Origin of the sequence: Vibrio sp. 1562 (genome assembly GCF_033340155.1) — a bacterium.
Taxonomy (GTDB): domain Bacteria; phylum Pseudomonadota; class Gammaproteobacteria; order Enterobacterales; family Vibrionaceae; genus Vibrio; species Vibrio alginolyticus.
In genome coordinates this window covers 303,639-324,111 of record NZ_JAWOVY010000001.1, presented here as the reverse complement: position 1 = coordinate 324,111, position 20,473 = coordinate 303,639, and the positions used below count along the sequence as shown (strand labels likewise).

At 45.8% G+C, this 20,473-nt stretch carries 21 protein-coding genes; 8 read left to right on the top strand and 13 right to left on the bottom strand.

What is annotated here, in order from left to right:
* Positions 1-18: 18 nt before the first annotated feature.
* The 4 genes from R7Z49_RS01535 to R7Z49_RS01520 form a co-directional block, all read right to left on the bottom strand.
* Positions 19-201: a hypothetical protein gene (locus R7Z49_RS01535; protein ID WP_005393690.1), complete on the bottom strand. Its 183-nt coding sequence runs from the start codon at positions 199-201 to the stop codon at positions 19-21.
* Positions 202-365: 164 nt separating this feature from the next.
* On the bottom strand, positions 366-1,052 hold the full coding sequence (locus tag R7Z49_RS01530; protein ID WP_005497912.1) for a helix-turn-helix transcriptional regulator: 687 nt from the start codon (positions 1,050-1,052) through the stop codon (positions 366-368).
* A gap of 47 nt (positions 1,053-1,099) precedes the next feature.
* Complete coding sequence (locus tag R7Z49_RS01525; protein ID WP_258489554.1) at positions 1,100-1,414, bottom strand: hypothetical protein; 315 nt, start codon at positions 1,412-1,414, stop codon at positions 1,100-1,102.
* 115 nt (positions 1,415-1,529) lie between these two features.
* On the bottom strand, positions 1,530-2,453 hold the full coding sequence (locus tag R7Z49_RS01520; RefSeq protein ID WP_053307145.1) for a LysR family transcriptional regulator: 924 nt from the start codon (positions 2,451-2,453) through the stop codon (positions 1,530-1,532).
* A 138-nt stretch (positions 2,454-2,591) separates the two neighbouring features.
* Here R7Z49_RS01520 and yjjG point away from each other — a divergent pair, with 138 nt between their 5' ends.
* Together yjjG and R7Z49_RS01510 are read left to right on the top strand one after the other, a co-directional pair.
* Positions 2,592-3,266 (top strand): pyrimidine 5'-nucleotidase, encoded by a 675-nt coding sequence (gene yjjG / locus R7Z49_RS01515; RefSeq protein ID WP_005374109.1) that lies wholly within the window; start codon positions 2,592-2,594, stop codon positions 3,264-3,266.
* 51 nt (positions 3,267-3,317) lie between these two features.
* Complete coding sequence (locus R7Z49_RS01510) at positions 3,318-3,857, top strand: NUDIX domain-containing protein (protein WP_172563700.1); 540 nt, start codon at positions 3,318-3,320, stop codon at positions 3,855-3,857.
* Between the two features lie 79 nt (positions 3,858-3,936).
* On the opposite strand, the gene R7Z49_RS01505 is transcribed toward R7Z49_RS01510, so the two are convergent.
* The 4 genes from R7Z49_RS01505 to R7Z49_RS01490 form a co-directional block, all read right to left on the bottom strand.
* A complete protein-coding gene (locus tag R7Z49_RS01505) occupies positions 3,937-4,371 on the bottom strand; it encodes a hypothetical protein (RefSeq protein WP_005480927.1) in 435 nt (144 codons plus the stop codon).
* A 20-nt stretch (positions 4,372-4,391) separates the two neighbouring features.
* A complete protein-coding gene (locus R7Z49_RS01500) occupies positions 4,392-4,943 on the bottom strand; it encodes a YtfJ family protein (RefSeq protein ID WP_005480925.1) in 552 nt (183 codons plus the stop codon).
* Between the two features lie 79 nt (positions 4,944-5,022).
* Positions 5,023-5,742, bottom strand: coding sequence for a carbonic anhydrase (locus tag R7Z49_RS01495; RefSeq protein WP_020841751.1), 720 nt, complete (start codon positions 5,740-5,742; stop codon positions 5,023-5,025).
* A gap of 78 nt (positions 5,743-5,820) precedes the next feature.
* A complete protein-coding gene (locus R7Z49_RS01490; RefSeq protein ID WP_206949456.1) occupies positions 5,821-7,164 on the bottom strand; it encodes an OmpP1/FadL family transporter in 1,344 nt (447 codons plus the stop codon).
* A 772-nt stretch (positions 7,165-7,936) separates the two neighbouring features.
* On the opposite strand from R7Z49_RS01490, the gene R7Z49_RS01485 reads away from it, so the two are divergent.
* Genes R7Z49_RS01485 through R7Z49_RS01475 form a run of 3 tightly spaced genes read left to right on the top strand, consistent with a single transcriptional unit; the run spans position 7,937 to position 12,469 of the window.
* Entirely contained in the window at positions 7,937-9,112 is a 1,176-nt protein-coding gene (locus R7Z49_RS01485) for an efflux RND transporter periplasmic adaptor subunit (protein ID WP_258489552.1), read from the top strand.
* A 1-nt stretch (position 9,113) separates the two neighbouring features.
* Positions 9,114-11,078 carry a MacB family efflux pump subunit gene (locus tag R7Z49_RS01480; protein WP_206949455.1) on the top strand — a complete coding sequence of 655 codons (1,965 nt, stop codon included), beginning with the start codon at positions 9,114-9,116 and terminating at the stop codon, positions 11,076-11,078.
* A gap of 14 nt (positions 11,079-11,092) precedes the next feature.
* Entirely contained in the window at positions 11,093-12,469 is a 1,377-nt protein-coding gene (locus R7Z49_RS01475; RefSeq protein ID WP_206949454.1) for an efflux transporter outer membrane subunit, read from the top strand.
* A 95-nt stretch (positions 12,470-12,564) separates the two neighbouring features.
* Here the strand turns inward: R7Z49_RS01475 and R7Z49_RS01470 are convergent, their stop codons facing one another.
* Complete coding sequence (locus tag R7Z49_RS01470) at positions 12,565-13,107, bottom strand: carboxymuconolactone decarboxylase family protein (RefSeq protein ID WP_005374097.1); 543 nt, start codon at positions 13,105-13,107, stop codon at positions 12,565-12,567.
* Positions 13,108-13,218: 111 nt separating this feature from the next.
* Here R7Z49_RS01470 and R7Z49_RS01465 point away from each other — a divergent pair, with 111 nt between their 5' ends.
* Positions 13,219-13,818 (top strand): TetR/AcrR family transcriptional regulator, encoded by a 600-nt coding sequence (locus R7Z49_RS01465; RefSeq protein ID WP_033906273.1) that lies wholly within the window; start codon positions 13,219-13,221, stop codon positions 13,816-13,818.
* A 154-nt stretch (positions 13,819-13,972) separates the two neighbouring features.
* Here R7Z49_RS01465 and R7Z49_RS01460 read toward each other — a convergent pair whose 3' ends face one another.
* A complete protein-coding gene (locus R7Z49_RS01460; protein ID WP_017819748.1) occupies positions 13,973-15,229 on the bottom strand; it encodes a type 2 secretion system lipase in 1,257 nt (418 codons plus the stop codon).
* A 466-nt stretch (positions 15,230-15,695) separates the two neighbouring features.
* On the opposite strand from R7Z49_RS01460, the gene R7Z49_RS01455 reads away from it, so the two are divergent.
* Together R7Z49_RS01455 and R7Z49_RS01450 are read left to right on the top strand one after the other, a co-directional pair.
* Positions 15,696-17,726, top strand: coding sequence for a S8 family serine peptidase (locus tag R7Z49_RS01455; RefSeq protein ID WP_025768035.1), 2,031 nt, complete (start codon positions 15,696-15,698; stop codon positions 17,724-17,726).
* 9 nt (positions 17,727-17,735) lie between these two features.
* Complete coding sequence (locus R7Z49_RS01450) at positions 17,736-18,098, top strand: hypothetical protein (RefSeq protein WP_005384348.1); 363 nt, start codon at positions 17,736-17,738, stop codon at positions 18,096-18,098.
* 217 nt (positions 18,099-18,315) lie between these two features.
* Here the strand turns inward: R7Z49_RS01450 and R7Z49_RS01445 are convergent, their stop codons facing one another.
* The 3 genes from R7Z49_RS01445 to R7Z49_RS01435 are packed head-to-tail and all read right to left on the bottom strand — an operon-like array spanning position 18,316 to position 20,372.
* Positions 18,316-19,572: a PTS ascorbate transporter subunit IIC gene (locus R7Z49_RS01445; RefSeq protein ID WP_005384349.1), complete on the bottom strand. Its 1,257-nt coding sequence runs from the start codon at positions 19,570-19,572 to the stop codon at positions 18,316-18,318.
* Between the two features lie 9 nt (positions 19,573-19,581).
* Positions 19,582-19,869, bottom strand: a complete 288-nt coding sequence (locus tag R7Z49_RS01440) for a PTS sugar transporter subunit IIB (protein WP_005374080.1) — start codon at positions 19,867-19,869, stop codon at positions 19,582-19,584.
* A gap of 59 nt (positions 19,870-19,928) precedes the next feature.
* Positions 19,929-20,372 (bottom strand): PTS sugar transporter subunit IIA, encoded by a 444-nt coding sequence (locus tag R7Z49_RS01435; RefSeq protein WP_005384357.1) that lies wholly within the window; start codon positions 20,370-20,372, stop codon positions 19,929-19,931.
* Positions 20,373-20,473: the final 101 nt, after the last annotated feature.

The following is a 20,473-nucleotide window of genomic DNA, read 5'->3' as shown; positions in this document are numbered from 1 at the left end:
TCATAGGACTGATAGAATTTAGGAGTGAAAGATGATCTGTCCGTCTTCTGTCATCACAAGTGTCGCTTTGCTTTGTTCGATAAGTTGGGCAGCATAAGAAGGGGTAACGGCCTGCATATCACCTTTAGATCGAAGAGTTAAAGACTCCCACGCTTGATCTCGATATTTCCCTGCTTGGGTGTATTGAATCAGTACTTTCATAGCTTCACGCTCCGGTGTGGTTGACGTGCTACTTAAGTTAACGATCTTAGGTTGGTTGCGCATCTGTTAAAAATGAAACATTAGTTTAACCAAATGTGCCTTTCCAAATATCGCGCATTGAGCAGAGCAATTTAGAATCCTTGTGATGGAAGGATGAAGAACACTCAATCTTTCGATTCATACTGCGCAATATAATGTTTGAGAGATTTGGTTTCCGCACTCTGAAACTCTTCATCGTGCATACGCAGTGCTTGGATACGGTCGAGGCGGAACTGGCGGTAGTCATCGCGCAATTCGCACCAGGCGACCAGCGTCCAGACTTTGCCCCAAAAGAACTGGCCTAACGGTTGGATTTTTCTCTCGGTCACCTGTCCGCTTTCATCTTGGTAATCCAAACTGACTTTAAACTGATGATCAATCGCGTGGCGCAGAAGCTGCCCTCGTTTGGCAGTCTCGGATTGGGTGTGATAATCGGGCACAATCAGCGGACAATCTTCCACTTGTTGTTTGAGCTTATCGGGCAATACCGAAAGTATTTTGGTGGACGCAGAGTGAGACGCTTCGGCGAGTTCGGCATCCGACCAAGCTCGAACCATCCGCATACCCAGTTCAAGCGCCATCATCTCTTTTTCTGAGAACATCAAAGGCGGGAGATGAGAGCCAGCTTGCAACAAGTAGCCGACACCTGCTTCACCTTGAATAGGAACACCAGAACTAAGCAACGACTGAATATCGCGATAAATCGTACGTTCGCTAACTTCCATTCTTTCTGCGAGCTCTTTCGCTGTCACGGCGTAACGCTTTGCGCGCAAAAGCGTCAGTAGCTCAAACAGTCGTTCTGATTTGCTCATGATGTTCCTTATCTAGACCTACTGGTTGTTAGTGGTAGTGCGGCTGATTACTTCTCTAGCTCACTGCACATTTTTAAGTTGTGATGTTTAAGCTCGAAGCTTTCGCAGTCAATCATTGATAACAGAGGCTGAAATTCAGCGGCTTGCTTAAGCTGTTTTCCCGCCTGTTTTGCATCGTCCATTGAACGCCAGTAAATGATGTCTGTCCACACATCGTCCGTCGCTTCGTGACTGAGTGAGCGATACAAAAAGCCTGGCAGATTCTTCACAAACGTTTGTGACTGTCTGGCAGCGGCGATCACGTCTTGCTCTGTTGTGCCTGCGGTTAGACGAAATTGCACAGTTTCGATAACGGTTTCCATATTGTGATTCCTTATTGGTTTTGGCGGATTGCCTGTTGAGTTCCAAATAAGGTTACGCGGATGGAATGTCAGAACATGTCAGTAGTGAAATCTCACTCACTTATCATCAATATGGTTATTTTTCTGGGCTGTTGTAACGATCCCAGTAAGGTAAATCTGTGCCGAGTTTTTCGCTGATAAAATCGATAAAGGCTCTTACTTTCAACGGCATGTGCTTGCGCTCAGGGAACACCGCATAAATGGCGTGTTCTGGTAGAGAATACTCTTCCATCACCGGTTTTAGATTTCCTGCGGCAAAGTCTCTTCCTGCAATAAACGTCGGCAGTTGCGCAATGCCCGAACCTCTTAACAGCAACTGGCGAATGGCTTCGCTGTTATTGACGATAAAGTTTCCTTTTGGAAGCACCTTGTATTCGCTGCCATTGTTGATGAACATCCATTCGACGCCGCCACGGAAATAGGAGTAGCGCAGGCAGTTGTGACCGACTAAATCACTTGGTTTTTGTGGTGTTCCAAACTCCGCTAAGTAATCTGGTGAGGCACAAAGCACACTTTTACAAGGGGCGAGACGTTTTGCGATTAGATTGGAAGAGGTGAGTTCACCAATACGGATCCCCAAATCAAAACCGTCTTTAACCAAATCGACCATTTTGTCTTCGAGGTTTAAATCCACTTCAATTTTCGGGTAACGAGCGAGAAACTCGCTGATCAAAGGCGCGATATGCAGCACACCGAAAGACATCGGCACGGTAATTTTGAGCCGACCTTGTGGAGATCCTTGCAGCTCCGATACCGCGTCCACGCCTTGCTGGGCCAGATTGAGCGCTTGAGAAGCGTACTCAAAATAGCGTTCTCCTGCTTCGGTCAGGCTCAGCTTACGCGTAGTTCGATTAAGGAGACGAATGCCCAAATCGTCTTCTAGTTGGTTGATGCGTTTGCTGATCGCCGATTTCGTCAGATTCAGCTGTTTGGCCGCAAGGGAAAAGCTGCCGCATTCGACAACAGCAACAAAAACGGGCAGGGAGGCAATCGCGTTCACATCAATCTCCTATTATCGTGAAGCATTTATTGTTGAGCACAAGGATACAATTAATTTCCAATTATAGAGATTATCTTCAAGAAGAAAACAATCTAGACTATGCACCAGTATTACGACCTTGATTTTGGGAAGAAGAAAATGAAGTACGATTGGATCCTGTTTGACGCTGACGAAACCTTATTCCACTTTGATGCTTTCAAAGGTTTGCAGCTTATGTTTTCTCGCAAAGGCGTAGATTTTACTGAACAAGATTTTGCTCATTACCAAACCGTAAACAAACCGCTTTGGGTGGATTACCAAGACGGCAAAGTAACGGCAGATGAGCTAAAACATAAGCGTTTTACCGAGTGGGCTGAGAAGTTGAATACCACAACAGCAGATCTCAACAGCGCATTTTTAGAAGCAATGGCCGATATTTGCAGCTTGTTGCCAGGTGCAAAAGAGCTGATGGAAGCGCTGCAAGGCAAAGCTAAAATGGGCATTATCACCAACGGTTTTACAGAGTTGCAAGCGATCCGCCTTGAGCGCACAGGGATGACTGAGTACTTCGATAAAGTGGTGATCTCTGAACAAGTGGGCGTAGCAAAACCGGACTTAGGTATTTTTGAATACGCGATGCAGCAAATGGGCAATCCCTGCAAAACGCGCGTACTGATGGTGGGTGACAACCTGCATTCCGATATTCTGGGTGGTAATAATTTTGGTATTGAAACTTGCTGGTTAAATACCACAGGCGCAAGCGTTGATGAGCGTATCGCACCAAATTACACCGTTGAGTCTTTGAGTGAACTAAAGAACATTTTGGTGGCGTAACCGAATCGGGTATTATTCCACAGTAACCCTCAGAAAAATCAAGGAATAACCATGTCAGACATCAAACAGCTAGACAGCAAAGTCGTTTACCAGAATAAGTGGATGACGGTGCGTGAGGACAAAATTTTACGTCCGAGCGGCGCAGAGGGCATCTATGGTGTGGTCGACAAACCTGATTGTGCTGCGATTCTGGCTATCGATAACGGGATGATTCACTTGGTTCAGCAGTACCGTTACACCGTAGGTCAACGTTGTTGGGAGATCCCACAAGGGGCGTGGGAATCAAACCCAAATGCGGATCATCTTGAGCTTGCCAAAGGCGAGCTGCGTGAAGAAACGGGCATGCAGGCGAGCGCCATGGCGTATGTCGGCGCGCAGTTTATCGCATACGGCTTTTTGAATCAGACATGTCACGTCTATTTCGCCACTGATTTAACGGACGTGGGCAATCAACTCGACAGTGAAGAAGAGGATTTGATCGCTCGTGCTTTTTCGGTTGAGGAGTTCGAACAGATGATGATCGACGGTACGATCAAAGATTGTGTCACCATCGCTGCTTATGGTTTGGCGAAGCTGAAGAAATTCATTTAGTTATTCATTACGATTTTTTAATGAAAACAGCGGCCTAGTGCCGCTGTTTTTAGTTTGGGTGAGCTCGTTGAGCCATCGCTTACTCGTCGATTTTCTTACCTAAGATTTCCACTTGCGCTTTTTTGGTCACCCCCGCGACTTGCAGCGCAGTGCTGCCAACCGATTCATAGTTCAACTCGATTTTGTCTAACTTCGCGTTATCTTTTGTTGGTAGGCTTAAGCTTCTTGATGACATGCCTTTAGTCAGAACCCCTAAACTGTCGAACGTCTTTTCCTGACCATCTTTCATGATTACTTTAACGCTTTTCAGATCGACCGTACCTTGCGTACATTTGATTTTTATGTGGCTGAAACGAGCGTTAGCAAATGGTGACAGTGGATTGACTGTGTCGGTTTCCGATTTAAAACTGACGGTCTTATCTGCAATCTTATCCCAATCGTTGTCTCCTGCAACCGATTGGAAAGAGGCTACAGCCGCTAAAAGACAGAGTGCGATGGTGTTGAACAGTTTCATAGCTTTTCCTTACCTTAGGTTTAGATATTCTGTTTAATCAGTTCGATGACGTGTGTGACTTCGTCTTGAGTTAAAGCCCCTTCTTTCACGAATAAAATTTCGCCTTGTTTATTTTGTACGATAATCGCAGAACTTTCTTGCTGTAGATCCCAAGTTGTTGCTAATACGCCATTTTTGTCTAACACCATGGAAGACCAAGAGAATGTCTTTTTGCTGTCCTCTGCCGACGATTTAACAAATGTACCGGTTCCCCATATGGCGTCTTCTTGGTTGATCACGGTTGTGGTCTGATACTGATCTTCAGGAAAGTGAGCGGCAGTGATTGCTGACATCAGCGGCGCGTTCATCTCTTTGGCTTTACTACGACCTGCAATGGCTTGTATCACACGGACTTTGCCTAACATCTGCTGAGTTGCCCAAGGTTGATAAGCCACATCGTCTCCTTGCAGCGTCATTTCGCCATAGGTATCAATGCTGACGGAAGGGGTGGTTTGACCGACAGAAAGGTTATGAGAGAAGGCGAATGTCGGGGCGAGTGCGAGTAAGAGTGACAGAACAGATGGAGTTTTCATTGGGGGTTCCTGTAACGAAGTGAGGTTAGATCGAATCAAAATAAGGGGCAAATACGATGCCCCTTATCGGATGTGGCGTTTAGTTAGAAAGTACAACGCGCGCATTTAGCGGTTGCAGCGGACGATTGTTTTGTCCCATGACTTCCATCAGTTTCGCGGCTTGATCTTTGGATAAGGTTTGAGTGTCTTTAAGCACAAACCAGCGCACACCTTCTGAACATGGCGGTGTGGTTAAAGAGCCGTTAAATCGATAGTAGTTTGCAGTTTTTGGCAGTAAGTCATTAATCTCAAAAGTATCTTTAAAGAACGTGGTTTGATTCTCTTGTGGGATTGCGTTGATCAGTTTAGACAGCGCTGCGTTTTGATCGCCAGCATCAAACATCACCGAAATTACCGCCAACTCGCCGTCTGCGTTGGCGTGTACAAAGTGCGCTTCAAGTGGATATTGGCGGCCTTTGATTTGGTTTTCTGAAGGTGTGTGGAAATGGAACTGTTGCAGCTCGAACGTCTCGCCATCGATGGTGAAGCTGTTACGTCCGTTCACTTGCGCTTGCAGCGTATGACCATTGTTGGTTAAACCAATGACCTGACCAGTGTACGAAAGGTTCAGTGCTTCCAGTTTTGCATCGGCTGGGTTGTCGATGTTGATTGGGCTTTGGTTTTTCGTGGTTGCGCAGTCTTTGGCGATTTCTCCCCAGTGTTCTGGCCCGTGTTTGTCATTGCCATAGCCCCATTCCGAAGCCTGAGCCGCGCTTAGAGTGAGAAGTGAGAGTGAAAAAGCAAGTAGTGTTTTGTTCATAATAATGTCTCTGTTCGGTCGCTTTGATAAGCGTTGTTACAAGGCAATGACCTAGAGGTTTGATCACTGCCTGACGAATTAGAAACGGTGGCTGAGTTGGGCACCAATTAGGAACGCATTTGAATGGGTAACGCCCGTCACCATCGGTGCAGGAACACCTTCATACGCGTACTCTTCTACGTTGACATCTTCACCAATCAAGTACGTCATGCCGATGTCAACCGTGGTATCTGATGACCATTGGTAAGAGGCCCCCGCAGATAACCAGTGACGGTTCGAATCTGGGATAGAAAGCGAAGTCAGCTCATCGACAGGTGTTTTGTCGAACATGTAACCCGTGCGTAGTGTCCAACGTTCATTGGCGTACCAAGTCGCACCGATGGAGTAGTGCGCGGAGTCTTGCCACTGAAAATCTTTTAGCAACTGATCATCAGCTTTCAAGCTGTCAAATGCTGACCAACCAATCCACTGCACAGAATAGTGCAGGGCAAATTTAGGTAAGACGCGGTGATAACCGGAAAACTCCGCAATATCCGGTAGCGGCATAGCAAGCGAGTCGTACGATTCGCCAGCAAAGTGGATGTCACCCTTGGCATCAATGTTAGGGCTGTGCTTGTAGCTTAAACCTAAGCGATGACGTTCGTTAAACTCGTACATCATGCCAATGTTCGCGCCAAGCCCAATGCCGCCAGCTTCCACATCAAGTGCGTTGCCTTTTACGGATCCACAGCGTTGTTCTAGTTCGTTTCCAAGTATGTTCCCACCAACGCAAACACCCACGTCCATATCGCGGTACAGCTCACCAGAGCCGTAAATCACATCAATACCACCACCGATACTAAAACGATCGTTCACCTTGTATGCCAAGCTTGCGCCAAGGTTGACACTCGCTACGCTGGTGACACCGCCAAAAACAGGTGCGCCATAGTTTGGTTTAAACTCCATGTCGGTTCCGAAGTTGGAATATGCCGATAAGCCTAGATACCAGTCGTCGTTGATAGGGTGAATAAAGTAAAAATTGGGTACAACGGCTGGTTGACCAACGCCATCGACGTCATCAATGTCGGTCACGGTTTGAGAGAAGGACGGGGTAATGTCAGCTTGAGGGGACGGAGGAAAACCACCCATACCAACATTGACATCCGCATTAATGTTAGCTCGATGATATTGCGCATTTTTAACGGTAACGTCAGGTTTGACGTAAGTGACACCGAACGATAAGGCATTTTGTTTAAACAGCGTCATCGCTGCGGCGTTACGGCTGACTACAGACGCATTATCACCAATGACGGCATCACCAGCAAAAGCACGACCAAGACCCGTCGCCGAATGTTCGTTAATTTGAAAACCACCGGCATACGCCGTCGAGTAGGCTAACCCGATTAATAAATAAATCGGTGAAAGAGTTAATTGTCGCTGCATGTTTTTCTCATGAATTAATTAGAATTTGTATTGCAACGAAAATCAGTAAAATAAACAAATCTGACCAGTGCATTTAGGAGTAAAATTAACAGTGTGCTGACAATAAGTAAATTTAACTTAATAAATATTTATTGTTGAATTTATTAATGCTTCATGGCGTGAATATAGTGGTTATTTTACGTGTAAATTAAATCCTGAACCTCTATTTTTATTTTTGCGGTATTACTTCTCTATTTTTATTGTGCTGACTGTTCCCTAACAAATAGAGGGAAATCCAGCGATAAAGTGTCCGTGATGGAAACTCTGAGTCATTTGTATTTCCATTGCATCCCAACGTTGGTAGTTCGAATCAGCAAGAGAACTATCGTTTTAAACCCACATGACACACTCCTCTCGGTCTTACCTGTGTTATGTGGGTATTTTTTATTTAACTTGCCACTTAACTCCTCTTGAAATTCAATAATTAAAAATGGCCATAATGAAATTTTAATGGATTGTATATTTAATAAGTTAAGATTTTTACTGGTTTGTTGGTATTTAAAAGTTTTGTTTATAATACTTATAACTTGAATTTCTATATTAAAAATGGTCTTTGCTATACGTATTGAATAATAAAGTTTTGAAGTGACTATAATATCTCTGATTTTTCACGTTAGTGAAGTTATTCATTCAGTTTCTTGACGTTAATTTACCTATCTTTACGTCTCGTACCCTGTACGGCTAAGACAAATAGCAGTATAAAATCAAAACGATTATTTACTTCACTCCTGCTATGAAACTCAATAAAAAATGGCTCGTTTTGTGTGGCTTACTTGCTATTGGTGCTGGTGGTTATCATTATCTGCAACGTCCAGAACCCATTTCTCCTTACGCGACAGAAGTCGTTCGTAAAGGCAATATCGAAAAGGCGGTATTAGCTAACGGCATGTTGCAAGCGTCCAAATTGGTGAATGTAGGTGCGCAAGTATCTGGGCAAATTCAACGCCTCGCTGTGAACTTAGGGGATGAGATAAAACAGGGGGACTTGATTGCACAGATTGACAGCCTGACTCAGCAAAACAGCCTCAAAGAAGCCCAAGCGTCTCTTAATAGTCTCAACGCTCAGTACCAGGCTAAGCAAGCGCAGATTAAACAAGCAAACTATGAATACGTGCGCCAAAAAGGCATGTTGGCAGCGAAAGCGAGCTCACGAGCTGATTACGAGAATGCCGAAGCGACGCTCGCCATCTACAAAGCCGAGTTAGCGCAACTGGATGCCGAAATCGAGAAAGCCAAAATCAACGTCGACAATGCGCAGTTAGATCTCGGTTACACCACCATCAACGCACCGATGGATGGCACGGTGGTCTACACCGCGGTGGAAGAAGGACAAACCGTAAACGCCAATCAAACCACGCCAACTATTATCGAGTTAGCCAAGTTAGATACTATGACGGTGAAAGCTGAAATTTCGGAAGCCGATGTGATTTTTGTTCACCCAGGCCAAACGGCGCTGTTCACCATTTTAGGCAAACCGAATCAGCAGTTTAAAGGTACATTGCGCGCGATTGAGCCGGGGCCAACCATCATGGATGGCGATGATAGCGATCTGAGCATTTCAGATAGCGACGCCATTTACTACAACGCTGTATTTGATGTGAAGAACCCGCAAGGTATTTTGCGCATCGGCATGACTGCGCAAGTTTCGATTGTCCTTGAGCAATCGGAAAATACCTTGATTGTCCCTTCACAAGTGCTGCAAAAATCTGGCGGCAAAGGCAACTATACCGTGCCAGTGCTTGAACAGGGCCAAGTGGTGCAAAAGCCCGTGACAGTGGGTATTAACAACAAAGTGAACGCAGAAATTCTCTCAGGTTTGAAGGAGGGCGACCAAGTTGTTCTTGGCAATGCTAAGGATGGAGAATCATCAAGCCGAGGTGATCGTCGTCGACCTCCAATGAGGTTCTAAGATGAGTGACGTGCTTTTAAAAGTTGAGGATTTAACTCGACGATTTGTCTCTGGCGACGAGTCGCTTACCGTGTTGAACCACATTAATTTAGAGATAAAACGCGGTGAAATGGTCGCGATCGTGGGGGCTTCGGGCTCAGGTAAATCGACGCTGATGAATGTGCTCGGCTGCTTGGATAAACCGTCCAGCGGTCGATACTTCATTAATGGGCAAGATGTCTCGACGTTGGAATCCGACCAACTGGCGGAACTGCGCCGCGAGTATTTTGGCTTTATATTTCAGCGTTACCATCTGCTGGGGGATTTAACCGCGGTGGCAAATGTGGAAGTACCAGCGGTTTACGCGGGAGTTCCTCATCGTCAAAGAACGGAGCGAGCGCAGTCACTATTGGCTCGCTTGGGGCTGGAAGATCGTTTGACTCACAAGCCCAGCCAACTGAGTGGTGGCCAGCAACAGCGCGTGAGTGTTGCTCGTGCACTGATGAACGGTGGTGAGGTGATTCTCGCCGATGAGCCCACTGGCGCATTAGACAGTCACAGTGGGCAAGAGATGATGGCACTGCTTAAAGAATTGCATCAACTTGGGCATACGATCATCTTAGTGACTCATGATATGAACGTGGCGAACTTTGCGGATCGCATCATTGAAATCAAAGATGGTGAAATCATTGCAGATACGCCAAATGCACAAGTTGTAATCAATGAGCAAGCAGCAAAGACACCGAGCGCGTCTTTTCATCGCCCAGCGCAAGCCGCCAGTAAGTGGTGGAAGTGGGACAGTTTTATTGACGCGCTCAAAATGGCGCTGCTGGCGATGTCTAGCCACAGAATGCGCACGTTTTTGACCATGCTCGGCATCATTATTGGTATAGCCTCGGTGGTTTCCGTGGTGGCACTAGGTAATGGTTCACAACAGCAAATTTTGTCGAATATTTCATCCATGGGAACAAACACCATTGATGTCAGGCCGGGCAAAGGGTTTGGTGACCGCCGCTCCGGACGAGTGAAAACGCTAACCGCCGGCGATGCCAAATCGTTGGAGAGTCTACCTTTTGTCGACAGTGTCACGCCGTCTTTATCCAACAGCTTAACCGTGCGTTACGCCAATCAGGATGCAACTGCGTCTGTGGAAGGGGTTGGGGAAGATTATTTCCGTGTGCGCGGTTATGAGATCGCCAAAGGTCAGTTTTGGGATGAAGAGAGCGTGAACTCACTCGCCCAAGAAGCAGTGATTGATGACAACACCAGAAAGGAAATGTTTGCGGATAGAAATCCGATTGGTGAAGTGATTTTTCTTGGTTCATTGCCAGTGCGTATTGTGGGTGTCACGCAGAAAAAAGAAGACGCGTTTGGCAACAGCGACGCGCTGAAAATTTGGGTGCCATACACCACCATGTCTGGGCGCATGATGGGACAACGTTACCTCAACGGCATTACTGTACGGATTGATGAGAACGCCCCAAGCGCAGCGGTAGAACAGAGCATCATCAACTTGTTAAAAATGCGCCACGGTACAGAAGATTTCTTCACGATTAACACTGACACCATTCGTCAGAGCATCGAGAAAACCACCGCAACCATGACGTTACTGATCTCAGCGATTGCGGTGATCTCCCTAATTGTCGGGGGAATTGGCGTAATGAACATCATGTTGGTGTCGGTGACAGAGCGCACGAAAGAGATCGGTGTGCGAATGGCTGTGGGTGCGCGGCAAGCGGATATTTTGCGTCAGTTTTTGATTGAAGCGGTACTAGTGTGTTTGTGTGGTGGCATTGCTGGTATTGGCTTGGCGTTTTTGATTGGTTTTGCATTCAGTACGTCTGGTAGCAGCTTCCAAATGATTTACTCGATGAACTCGATCATCTGGGCGTTTATTTGCTCAACGTTGATTGGCATCGCCTTCGGCTTTTTACCCGCTCGCAATGCCGCCAAACTCGATCCGATAGAAGCGCTAGCGAGAGACTAAAAATGAGTAACACAATGAAATTCAAAACTCGATTGGTCGCGGCTGCCTTAAGCGCAGTGTGGTTGTCAGGTTGTGGTTCGCTTATGCGTAGCGACTATCAAGCTCCTGAGGTGCAAGTGCCTGCAAATTGGCAACAGATGCATGTTGCGGGTGATGTCAGTATGGATCCTTGGTGGTTGGCGTTTAACGACCCAACGCTTAATCAATACATTACTCAGGTGTTGGCTCAAAACAACGATTTGACGCTGGCAACGCTAACGCTAAAGAAAGCGCGTTTACAGCTGGGTTTAGCGCAAGATGACCTTTTCCCTACGTTGAGTTCTTCCACATCAGGACAAGTTCAAAAATCTCTTGATAGCGGGGAATCGGCAGATAGCTACAGCACCAACTTGTCCGTCAATTACGAGTTGGATTTGTGGGGAAAAATCTCGGCAGACGTTGACCAAGCTAAGTGGACGGCGATGGCAAGTCAACAAGATCGCGAGGCGACCGCACAAAGTTTGGTAGCAACGACGGCATCGCTATATTGGCAAATCGGCTATCTGCAACAGCGCTTACACCTCAGCCAGCGTAATGTGGTAGACGCAGCTCAAACGCTACAATTGATTAAAAAACAGTACCAACTTGGCGCTGTGGATCAGTTAGATGTGCTTGAAGCCAAACGTACGTTGGCAAGCTTACAAGCGCAGCAAAGTGAGTTTGAACAGAGTTTACTTGAGGTAAACAACGCCTTTGCGATTTTGTTCAATCAACCGCCGAAGAGCATCAGTGCAAACATCCAAATGCTGCCTGAAGGCGATATGCCATCGTTGAGTGTTGGTGCTCCGTCTGATTTATTGATCCGCAGACCCGACATTAAAGCAGCGATTTATGACGTCAAAGCCGCGCTAGCTAATAAAGACGCAGCAGATTTGGACTACTTGCCTAAGCTGACGCTCACTGGGGCTTTGGGGGGATCGTCACAAGCGCTCAAAGACCTGCTTTCCAACCCGATCGGCAGTTTAGGTGCGGATATGACGCTACCGTTTTTGCAGTGGAATGAGATGAAAAACAGCCAAGCCATTGCCGATTTAGACTATCAATCGGCCATTGTGAGCTATCGCCAAGTGTTGTACGCCGCATTCCAAGATGTCGAAAATGCCTTGTCGGCACGAGAAAAATTGAAGTATCAAGCGGCGCGTTTACAAGAACAATATGATGCCGCAAGTGCCGCTGAGTCCATATATGCTGCGCGGTATCAGTATGGCTCGACATCGATCATGGACTATTTGAATGCCCAAGAAGACACCAGAAACGCACAAGCTTCTTTGTTGGAGAACCGCTACAACCAGTTTCTCACTCAGGTTACGCTTTACCAGTCTTTAGGAGGAACCGACGTTGCGCCGTTGTAATTAGGTGTCAGCTCACACTAGCGAAGCGCCATGCAACAAAGCCTTTTTGAAGGTATTACTGGTCCCATGAATGGGACCAGTAATAAAAGCTTAAGTTACTTGGCGAACTTCTTGAAAGGTGCATCAACCGGGGTGTCAGCTAGGTGATTGGTGTAGTTACTCATCACTTTTTGCGCTAGACCAAGAACAATTTCAAGCAGTTGCTGCTGTCCGTAACCTGCCGCAAAGAATTTCTCTATCTGAGACTCTTCCACTACACCACGTTGACGCACCATTTGAAGCGTTGTTTCTCGTAGTGTTTCAAGTTTTTCGTCTGCCAATGGTGTTTGGTTGACGAGAGCATCAACAATCTCCTGATCCACTTTCATTGACGCCGCGATCGCACTATGAGCAGGAACGCAGTAGTGACAACCATGTTCAACGTTGATGGTTTGCCATACGACGGTCAATTCTTCTGCGTTAAATGATGTTTGTTGAAAGAGCTCATGCACAACTTGATAACCCTCAAGCAAGGTTGGCGCTTCAGCCATAACAGCATGAAGATTTGGTAGCATGCCAAACGCTTTGACTGAATTTTCAATCAGGTGCTTTGATCCTTCGGGTGCGTTTTCTGCGGTATACAGTTTAAATTCTGCCATGTTTAAATCTCCTGTAATTGGATATGAGCGGATTAGGCAAGAACAGGATAGTTGATTTTGAGCGGTCGCTCAATATAAAATTGAGCATATGTTCAAAATTGATAATTGCTCATGGCGAATACAAAGAAATTCCAACGTGATGAAGTGGTGAAAGCCGCCTCGGATCTATTCTGGAAGAAAGGTTTTCATGCAACATCTACACGTGATTTACAAGATAGCGTTAATCTGCGTCCTGGAAGTATTTATGCGACGTTTGGGTCAAAAGAGGGGCTATATTGTGAAGCGCTAAAAATGTACGTTGCGAACTTACAAGCCCTGTTTGAGTTGCATTTAACTCAGAACACAACGGTTCTAGATGCAATAGAAGCTTTCGCGATTGATGTGGTTATCAATCAGCGAGACTCCAATCCCAGTGAAGTGTGCATGTTAGTCAAATCAGCAAGTGAATTTGCTGAGGATTTTAATGCTCTGCGCAATCAAACAAACAGCTTAGCAAACCAATTTGAATCTTTTCTTGCAAAGCTGTTTGAGCGAGCAATCGAGAATGGCGAAATTGAAGCTCAGGATACATTGCTTCTTGCTCAGTTGTTCCAGGTTCAGTTTACGGGTATACGAGCCTACTCATACCGCAGTGATGATGTAACCTTAAAGACGTTGATCTCTATTATGGTGGACAGTTTCCGCGGTAACGTACCAAAAACAGAAAGCTGAATGAGGCTGCTCAAAGTCAACGTCTCTAAATCAACGGCTTGAAGTAAGCGAGCTCAAATAAACCCGTATCGGGGTTCGATATCGATAAAAAATGACCACGAAGCATCGTGGTCATTTTTATGCAGATTAACTTGCAATGAACAACAACGGCTCATTAAAAGCGAAACTCTTCTAAGTTATTGCTGCTTTCTAACATTTTTTCAGCCACATAACGATGCGTTGCTGTGGTTGGGTGAGTCACATCCCAGAACACGAACTTATCTGCGCCAGATGCTGCACATTCAGAACGTAATGAGTGAGTGTACATGTAGTCAACAGAGGATGAACGGTTGATGTCTAAGCAAGGGTCGCTTGCATTTACGAAACCGTGTTCTTCTGGTGCCGAGGTTAACTTCTCAAACAGTGCGTGTGTATCAAACAATGCGATGTTGTAGCCTTGGGCTTTGTAGTACATCGCTTGTGCTTTGATGAACTCGTTCATCTTCAATACTTTCGCACGAATCGTTTCAATTTCTTCCTGTGTTGAGTATTTGAACTGTGGTGCTTTGGTTGCATCTGGCAGTGTCATCAACATGAAGTTCTTCGCGCCAGCGTCTGTTAAACGAATCAGAGCTTCAGCGTAATCCGCTTTTACTTCCGGCACGCTACGGTTGTAGTTCATGAAATCATTTAAACCAAACTCTAACGTAAACAATGTGTTAGCAGGGTTGTAGTTCTTCGCCAGCTTTGTGTAGGTTAAGTAAGAAGAAACTTGTTCGCCGACACCAGTTAGCGCGATGTATTGGTTTTCACCTGCTGCGCCACCAACTGCCCAGTTGTATAGCGGTAAGTTTTTGGCTTTAGCAACGTATTCCGTCCAAACAAAACCGTTTGAGAAGTGACCCAAGAACCAGCTATTCGGGTTAGGAAAGCGCCATTGGGACGCGTTAAAGATGTTGCCTGTATCAGACAAGCTATCGCCTAAAGCCACTACTTTGTTTATCTGATCTGGTTGCATTGCAGCATCATTGCTCCAGATCGTGTGGTTATAAGAATAACGATTGTCAGCAGCAAAAAATGTAATGTCTGCGTTCTCGTTCGCTAGATCTAGTGTTTCTTCACAACGCTGACGAATTACGTTTTGTGAGGTATTGGTGTAGAACATGTTTTTAAATGAAACAGAGCTCCACCAATAGCCATCGATAGTGAAGTCACTACCATCTTGGTTTTTTGCCCATTTCCAATCGGTAGCCGCATCGTCCTTAGAGTGGCTCGTACGATACCAGCATCGAACGTACGTATAAGTTTGATTTTCTTGCGCGCTAACCACTTCAGCCGCAGAAACCATTGCTGGTGATAAAGTTGGCTCCTCTGCAATGGCGGAGGCAAGCGGAAGTAATGCAGTTAATAGTGTGATTGTTTTTTTCATCATTCACTCTTCTTGTAATGGTTATTGTTCCGAATGCGTGAATACGCTCGGCTATAACAGTATTTAGATGAGAATTTTTCTCACTAAACCTTCTAATTCTGAGTAAATGCTCAAGACAGTCAACAACTAAATATTCAATATTTCAGTTTTGGCACCACGGTCAAAAAATCCATTCAGCATAGCAATCGATTAAATGGGTGATATTTAGAATAATTACTCACTAACATTAATTTAACATTCACTTTTTGTTAATTAAGTAATTGCTTTATAAGGTTTTGTCGGTGATTTTTAATGTTAACTTAAAGTGTTTATTGAATGATCTTTTGTACAAATTTGTATATTCATGAAACAAATTGTTTGGCATTTTTGCTCTGTAAACTATAGCTGAAGCTCTCATGCAAACATCATGATGATGACTTTTCATGAGAATATAGTGAATAAAAATTAGCTCAAGTAAGGAATAGGGCAAATGCACTACACAACAAGTAAAAAACAAGGCTTATTTTCGTTGTCTGCCGTAGCAATAGCACTGACCACTTCGATGTCAGCGTTTGCGGCTCCACCAATGGGATTTGATGAATCTAAGTTACCGACGAAGTACATCGTCAAATTCAAAGAAGATGCAGTCAGCCGTTCTTCAATGGGTGGTAACTCATTCTGGGGGCCACGAATCGCGCAGGAGTCTGTTCTAGAACAGGTGAAGGCACGTAAGGTGGAAAAACTAGGCAATCGCGCCATTTACAGCGTTGAATTGGATGGCGATGACTTAGAGCCGCTTCGCAATCGTAGTGATGTGGAATACGTGGAAGTCGATCCACCTCGCTATTTGCTCAGCGAAACGACCCCATGGGGATATGAAGCGGTTAATGCTCAACTGCTAGCTGACTTCAATGCGGGTAATCGCACTGTATGTATTATCGATTCAGGGTACGACATTTCGCACAACGACCTAAGCGGTAACCGCGTTGCTGGTACTAACGATAGTGGTACGGGATCATGGAGTGATCCGGGTAACAACAATGCCCACGGTACTCACGTCGCGGGTACGATTGCTGCGATTGCCAACACCGAAGGTGTAAAGGGTGTGATGCCAAACCAGAATGTTAATTTGCACATCGTGAAAGTATTTAACGAATCGGGTTGGGGTTACTCATCTGGGCTTGTTAAAGCTATCCAGACCTGTGCCGATAATGGTGCTAACGTTGTGAACATGAGCCTTGGTGGTAGTCAATCAAGCCGAACTGAGCAAAATGCACTGCAAAATATTTACGATCAAGGCGTTCTATTGATCGCCGCTGCGGGTAATGATGGCAATACAGCGCACAGCTATCCAGCTTCTTATGACTCAGTGATGTCTGTTGCGGCTGTTGATAATCAAAATGATCATGCAGCGTTCTCACAATCTACTAATCAAGTTGAGATCTCAGGCCCGGGTGTGGCGATCTTATCAACGGTTACGGTAGGTGAAGGTAAACTTTCTGATATTACCTTGAATGGTGTCAGTCAGTTTGATCGTGGGATTGTTCCTCACAATCGTTTGATCAATAACGGTTCTTCGTATGTTCCGGATCCAATCGCGGGTTCAGTAACGGCAACGCTAGATAGCTGTGATGTCTCTGGCGGTAACTTTAACTGTGGTGATATGTCGGGCAAAATTTGTTTGACTGAGCGTATCGGCAACCAGTCTTCAGGAAACTACCCTGAAGTAGATGCGGTTCAGGCTTGTTACAATGCGGGTGCGCGAGCTGCAATCGTATACAGCAACTCTGAACTACCTGGTTTACAAAACCCTTTCTTGGTAGACACAAACAACGCTTATCGTATGGTTTCGGTAACGGTTGATCGTGCATTTGGTCAAGAGCTGTTGGGGTATGTTGGTCAGGAAATTACTGTTGCAACAACCTCTGGTGAAGATTACGAGTACTACAATGGTACATCAATGGCGACACCGCACGTAACGGGCGTAGCTGGCTTGGTGTGGAGTTACCACCCAACCTGTACCGCAGCGCAAGTACGTAATGCCCTAGTGAAAACTGCAACAGATATTGATGTTGCTGGTCGAGACAACCGTACTGGCCACGGCCTAGTTAATGCTGAAGCGGCGAAGCTGTTCTTGGACGCTGGCTGTAATGGACCTGATGGTGGTAGCTCTTCGGACTCTAGCTTCTCAAATACCAGCCCTGTTGCGATTCCAGATAATAAATCTTCTGGCGCAATCAGTGCAGTAGAAGTCGATCGCTCTGGTGATTCAGGCACAGTAAGTATTGACGTTGATATTAGCCACACTTACATCGGTGATCTACGAGTGACTTTAACGTCACCGACTGGTGGAGAAGTTGTACTTCACAATAATACTGGCGGCAGCGCTAACGATATAAAAAACACGTTCCAAGCGGATTTTTCTGGTTTTGAATCGCAAGGTACATGGGAACTAAAAGCGGTGGACAGTGCCAGAAGAGACACAGGCACCATCAACAGTTGGACTCTGACCTTTCAATAAGGAGTGGCTATGAAGAAGTTGACCTTACTTTCTTTGTCTGCGGTAGGCGCTACCGCACTATTGGCAATCGGACTGAGCTCAAGCAGCTTGGCAAACAATCAAGGATTTCCTCTCGTGGATGAACGCCAAGATCAAGCCGAGCAGCAACCTGCACGTTACTTTGTTAAGTATCATGAAGGAAAAGAGAGCGAAGTGAGAGCGCTTCTTCGTCAGCACAACATTGAAGTGGTCGATGCTCTGGTGAAACAACATGTGTTGATTGTGGTGGGTGAACAGGCGGAAGTCGATAAGCTCGCGGATCACGATGCGGTCGAATACACTGAGCAAGAGCCGACAAGAAAGCTGCTATCTAACGGAAATACGCTTCAATAAGCCAAACCTCCTTAAGATAGTGCCAAAAAGAAAACGCCCCTCACGTTAGGGGCGTTTGTTTTCTTTCTACGATTGTTTTCTATGATTATTTTTTATGACTGGTTTCTTCTAAAGCCAGTCGTTTGCTATGACGAGATATTCTTGAAGATTGATGCCGATGAGCCTATTCGCGCATCAATCAAGTCAGTTATCAGCTAGTTATATTCAGACTAACTACTTAGCGAACAATCAGACCCAGTAGGATACCAACAGCGCCGAAGTCTGCGTCACTAAAGGTCGTGTTAGCAAAGCCTAGGTCACCCAGTACTGGCATTAGGAATACTGGTAGGAAGGTAATCAGTAGACCTTGTGCAAAAGCACCCAAGATTGCACCGCGACGACCACCTGTAGCGTTACCAAATACACCTGCCGCTGCACCTACAAAGAAGTGTGGAACGACACCAGGGATAATCACAGTAAGCCCCATCACGTAAAGTAGGAACATACCCAAAAGACCCGCCGCAAAGCTCGATAGGAAGCCAACCAATACTGCGTTTGGTGCGTATGGGAATACAACCGGACAATCAAGCGCAGGTTTCGCGTTTGGTACTAGTTTGTCTGAGATGCCTTTAAACGCCGGAACGATTTCTGCGATAACCATACGTACACCTTGAAGGATAACGTACACACCACCGGCGAATGTGATGGATTGCATCAGCGCGAACATGAACCAGTGCTTACCACCGCTAACTTCGCGTACAAAGTCACCGCCAGCAAAGATACACGTCACCATAAAGATGATGCCCATGGTGAACGAGATTGCTACAGGCGTATCACGTAGGAACAACAAGCTCTTAGGTACGTTCATCTCTTCAGTAGAGTGTTCTTTGTTACCGAACTTGCTGCCAATAAAGCCCGCTAGTACGTAAGAAAGGGTAGAGAAGTGACCAATCGCAACGTCGTCAGAACCTGTTACTTGCTTCATGTACTTGTGAGCAATCGCAGGGAAGAACACCATCACAGAGCCCACAACCAGAGAGCCAAGTGCGATCAGTGGAACACCTTTCATGCCGCTAGAAGCAAGGATCGCCGCTACCATCATCGACATAAATAACGTGTGGTGACCCGTTAGGAAGATGAATTTCCATGGCGTGAAGCGAGCGATCAAGATGTTCACTAACATACCGAAGAACATGATCATCGCCATCTCTTTACCAAACGCTTCTTGTGCGATAGAGACGATAGCTTCGTTGTTTGGAACCACGCCTGTGATGCCGAACGCGTGTTGGAAAATCGTCGCAAAGTCACCCAGAGAAGTCACAACCAGACCCGCACCCGCGCCAAGCACGATGAAACCAAGAATGGTTTTTACCGTGCCTTTAATGCACTCGGTGACCGGTTTTTTCTGGGCAATTAAGCCGATTAGGGCGATGAGACCTACCAGAACCGCCGGCTCTGATAGGACATCGTTCATTAAGAAACTGAAAAATTCCATAACGTCACCTTATAGAGCGCCAAGCTCTTGAAGTGCCACAGATAGACGCTCTTTCATTGCCACTTTGTCGACCATGTTATCAAGCGCAACGATGCGAGGTTCAACGCCAAGTGCGTTCAACTGTTCAACGATGTCGTTAGTACCGATGAAGATGTCACAATCCGTACCTTTTGCAGAGCCTAGATCGATATGATCCACTTCTGCGTTTACATTCAATTCTTTCACGATGCCTTTGATGCTCATTTCCATCATTAGGCTAGTACCAAGACCGTGACCGCAAACAACCATAATTTTCATAATTCAGACCTTTTCTTTTTATAGGGGTGTATGCCCATTTTTTAAGGGCACATCAGGAGTTAGTATTTTTCGATGATCGCGAGAACATCTTGTGTGTTTTGAGCGGTGCAGATGGCTTCTACATGCTCTTCATTCATAAACAACTCAGCCAGTTTAGAAATCGCATCCACGTGCGAGTTACTGTCTGTCGCGGCTAGCGTAACCAGCATTTTTACTGGGTCGTTACCTTCAGAATCGAAGTTCACGCCGTTTTGAATCACTGTGATGGCAAGAGACAAACGGTTAACGCCATCTTCAGGGCGAGCGTGTGGCATTGCCATACCAGGACCTACCACGTAGTAAGGACCGAGCTCTTCGTGTGAGCGGTAAATAGCGTCCACGTAGCTTGGCTCAATCGCGCCATTTTCAATCAGTGCTTCACAGGATTTGCTCACCGCATCTTTCCAGTCAGTAGCATCAGAATGGATGCGAATCACATCAGAGGTAATCAGTTCACGTAGCATTGGATCTTTCCGGTTTGTTGTTTTGTTGATGGGTACTTTATCGATCAATTTGTCAGAAAAACCTGAGAATGATCACAAATGGTAGCGCTATCTGATAGCGC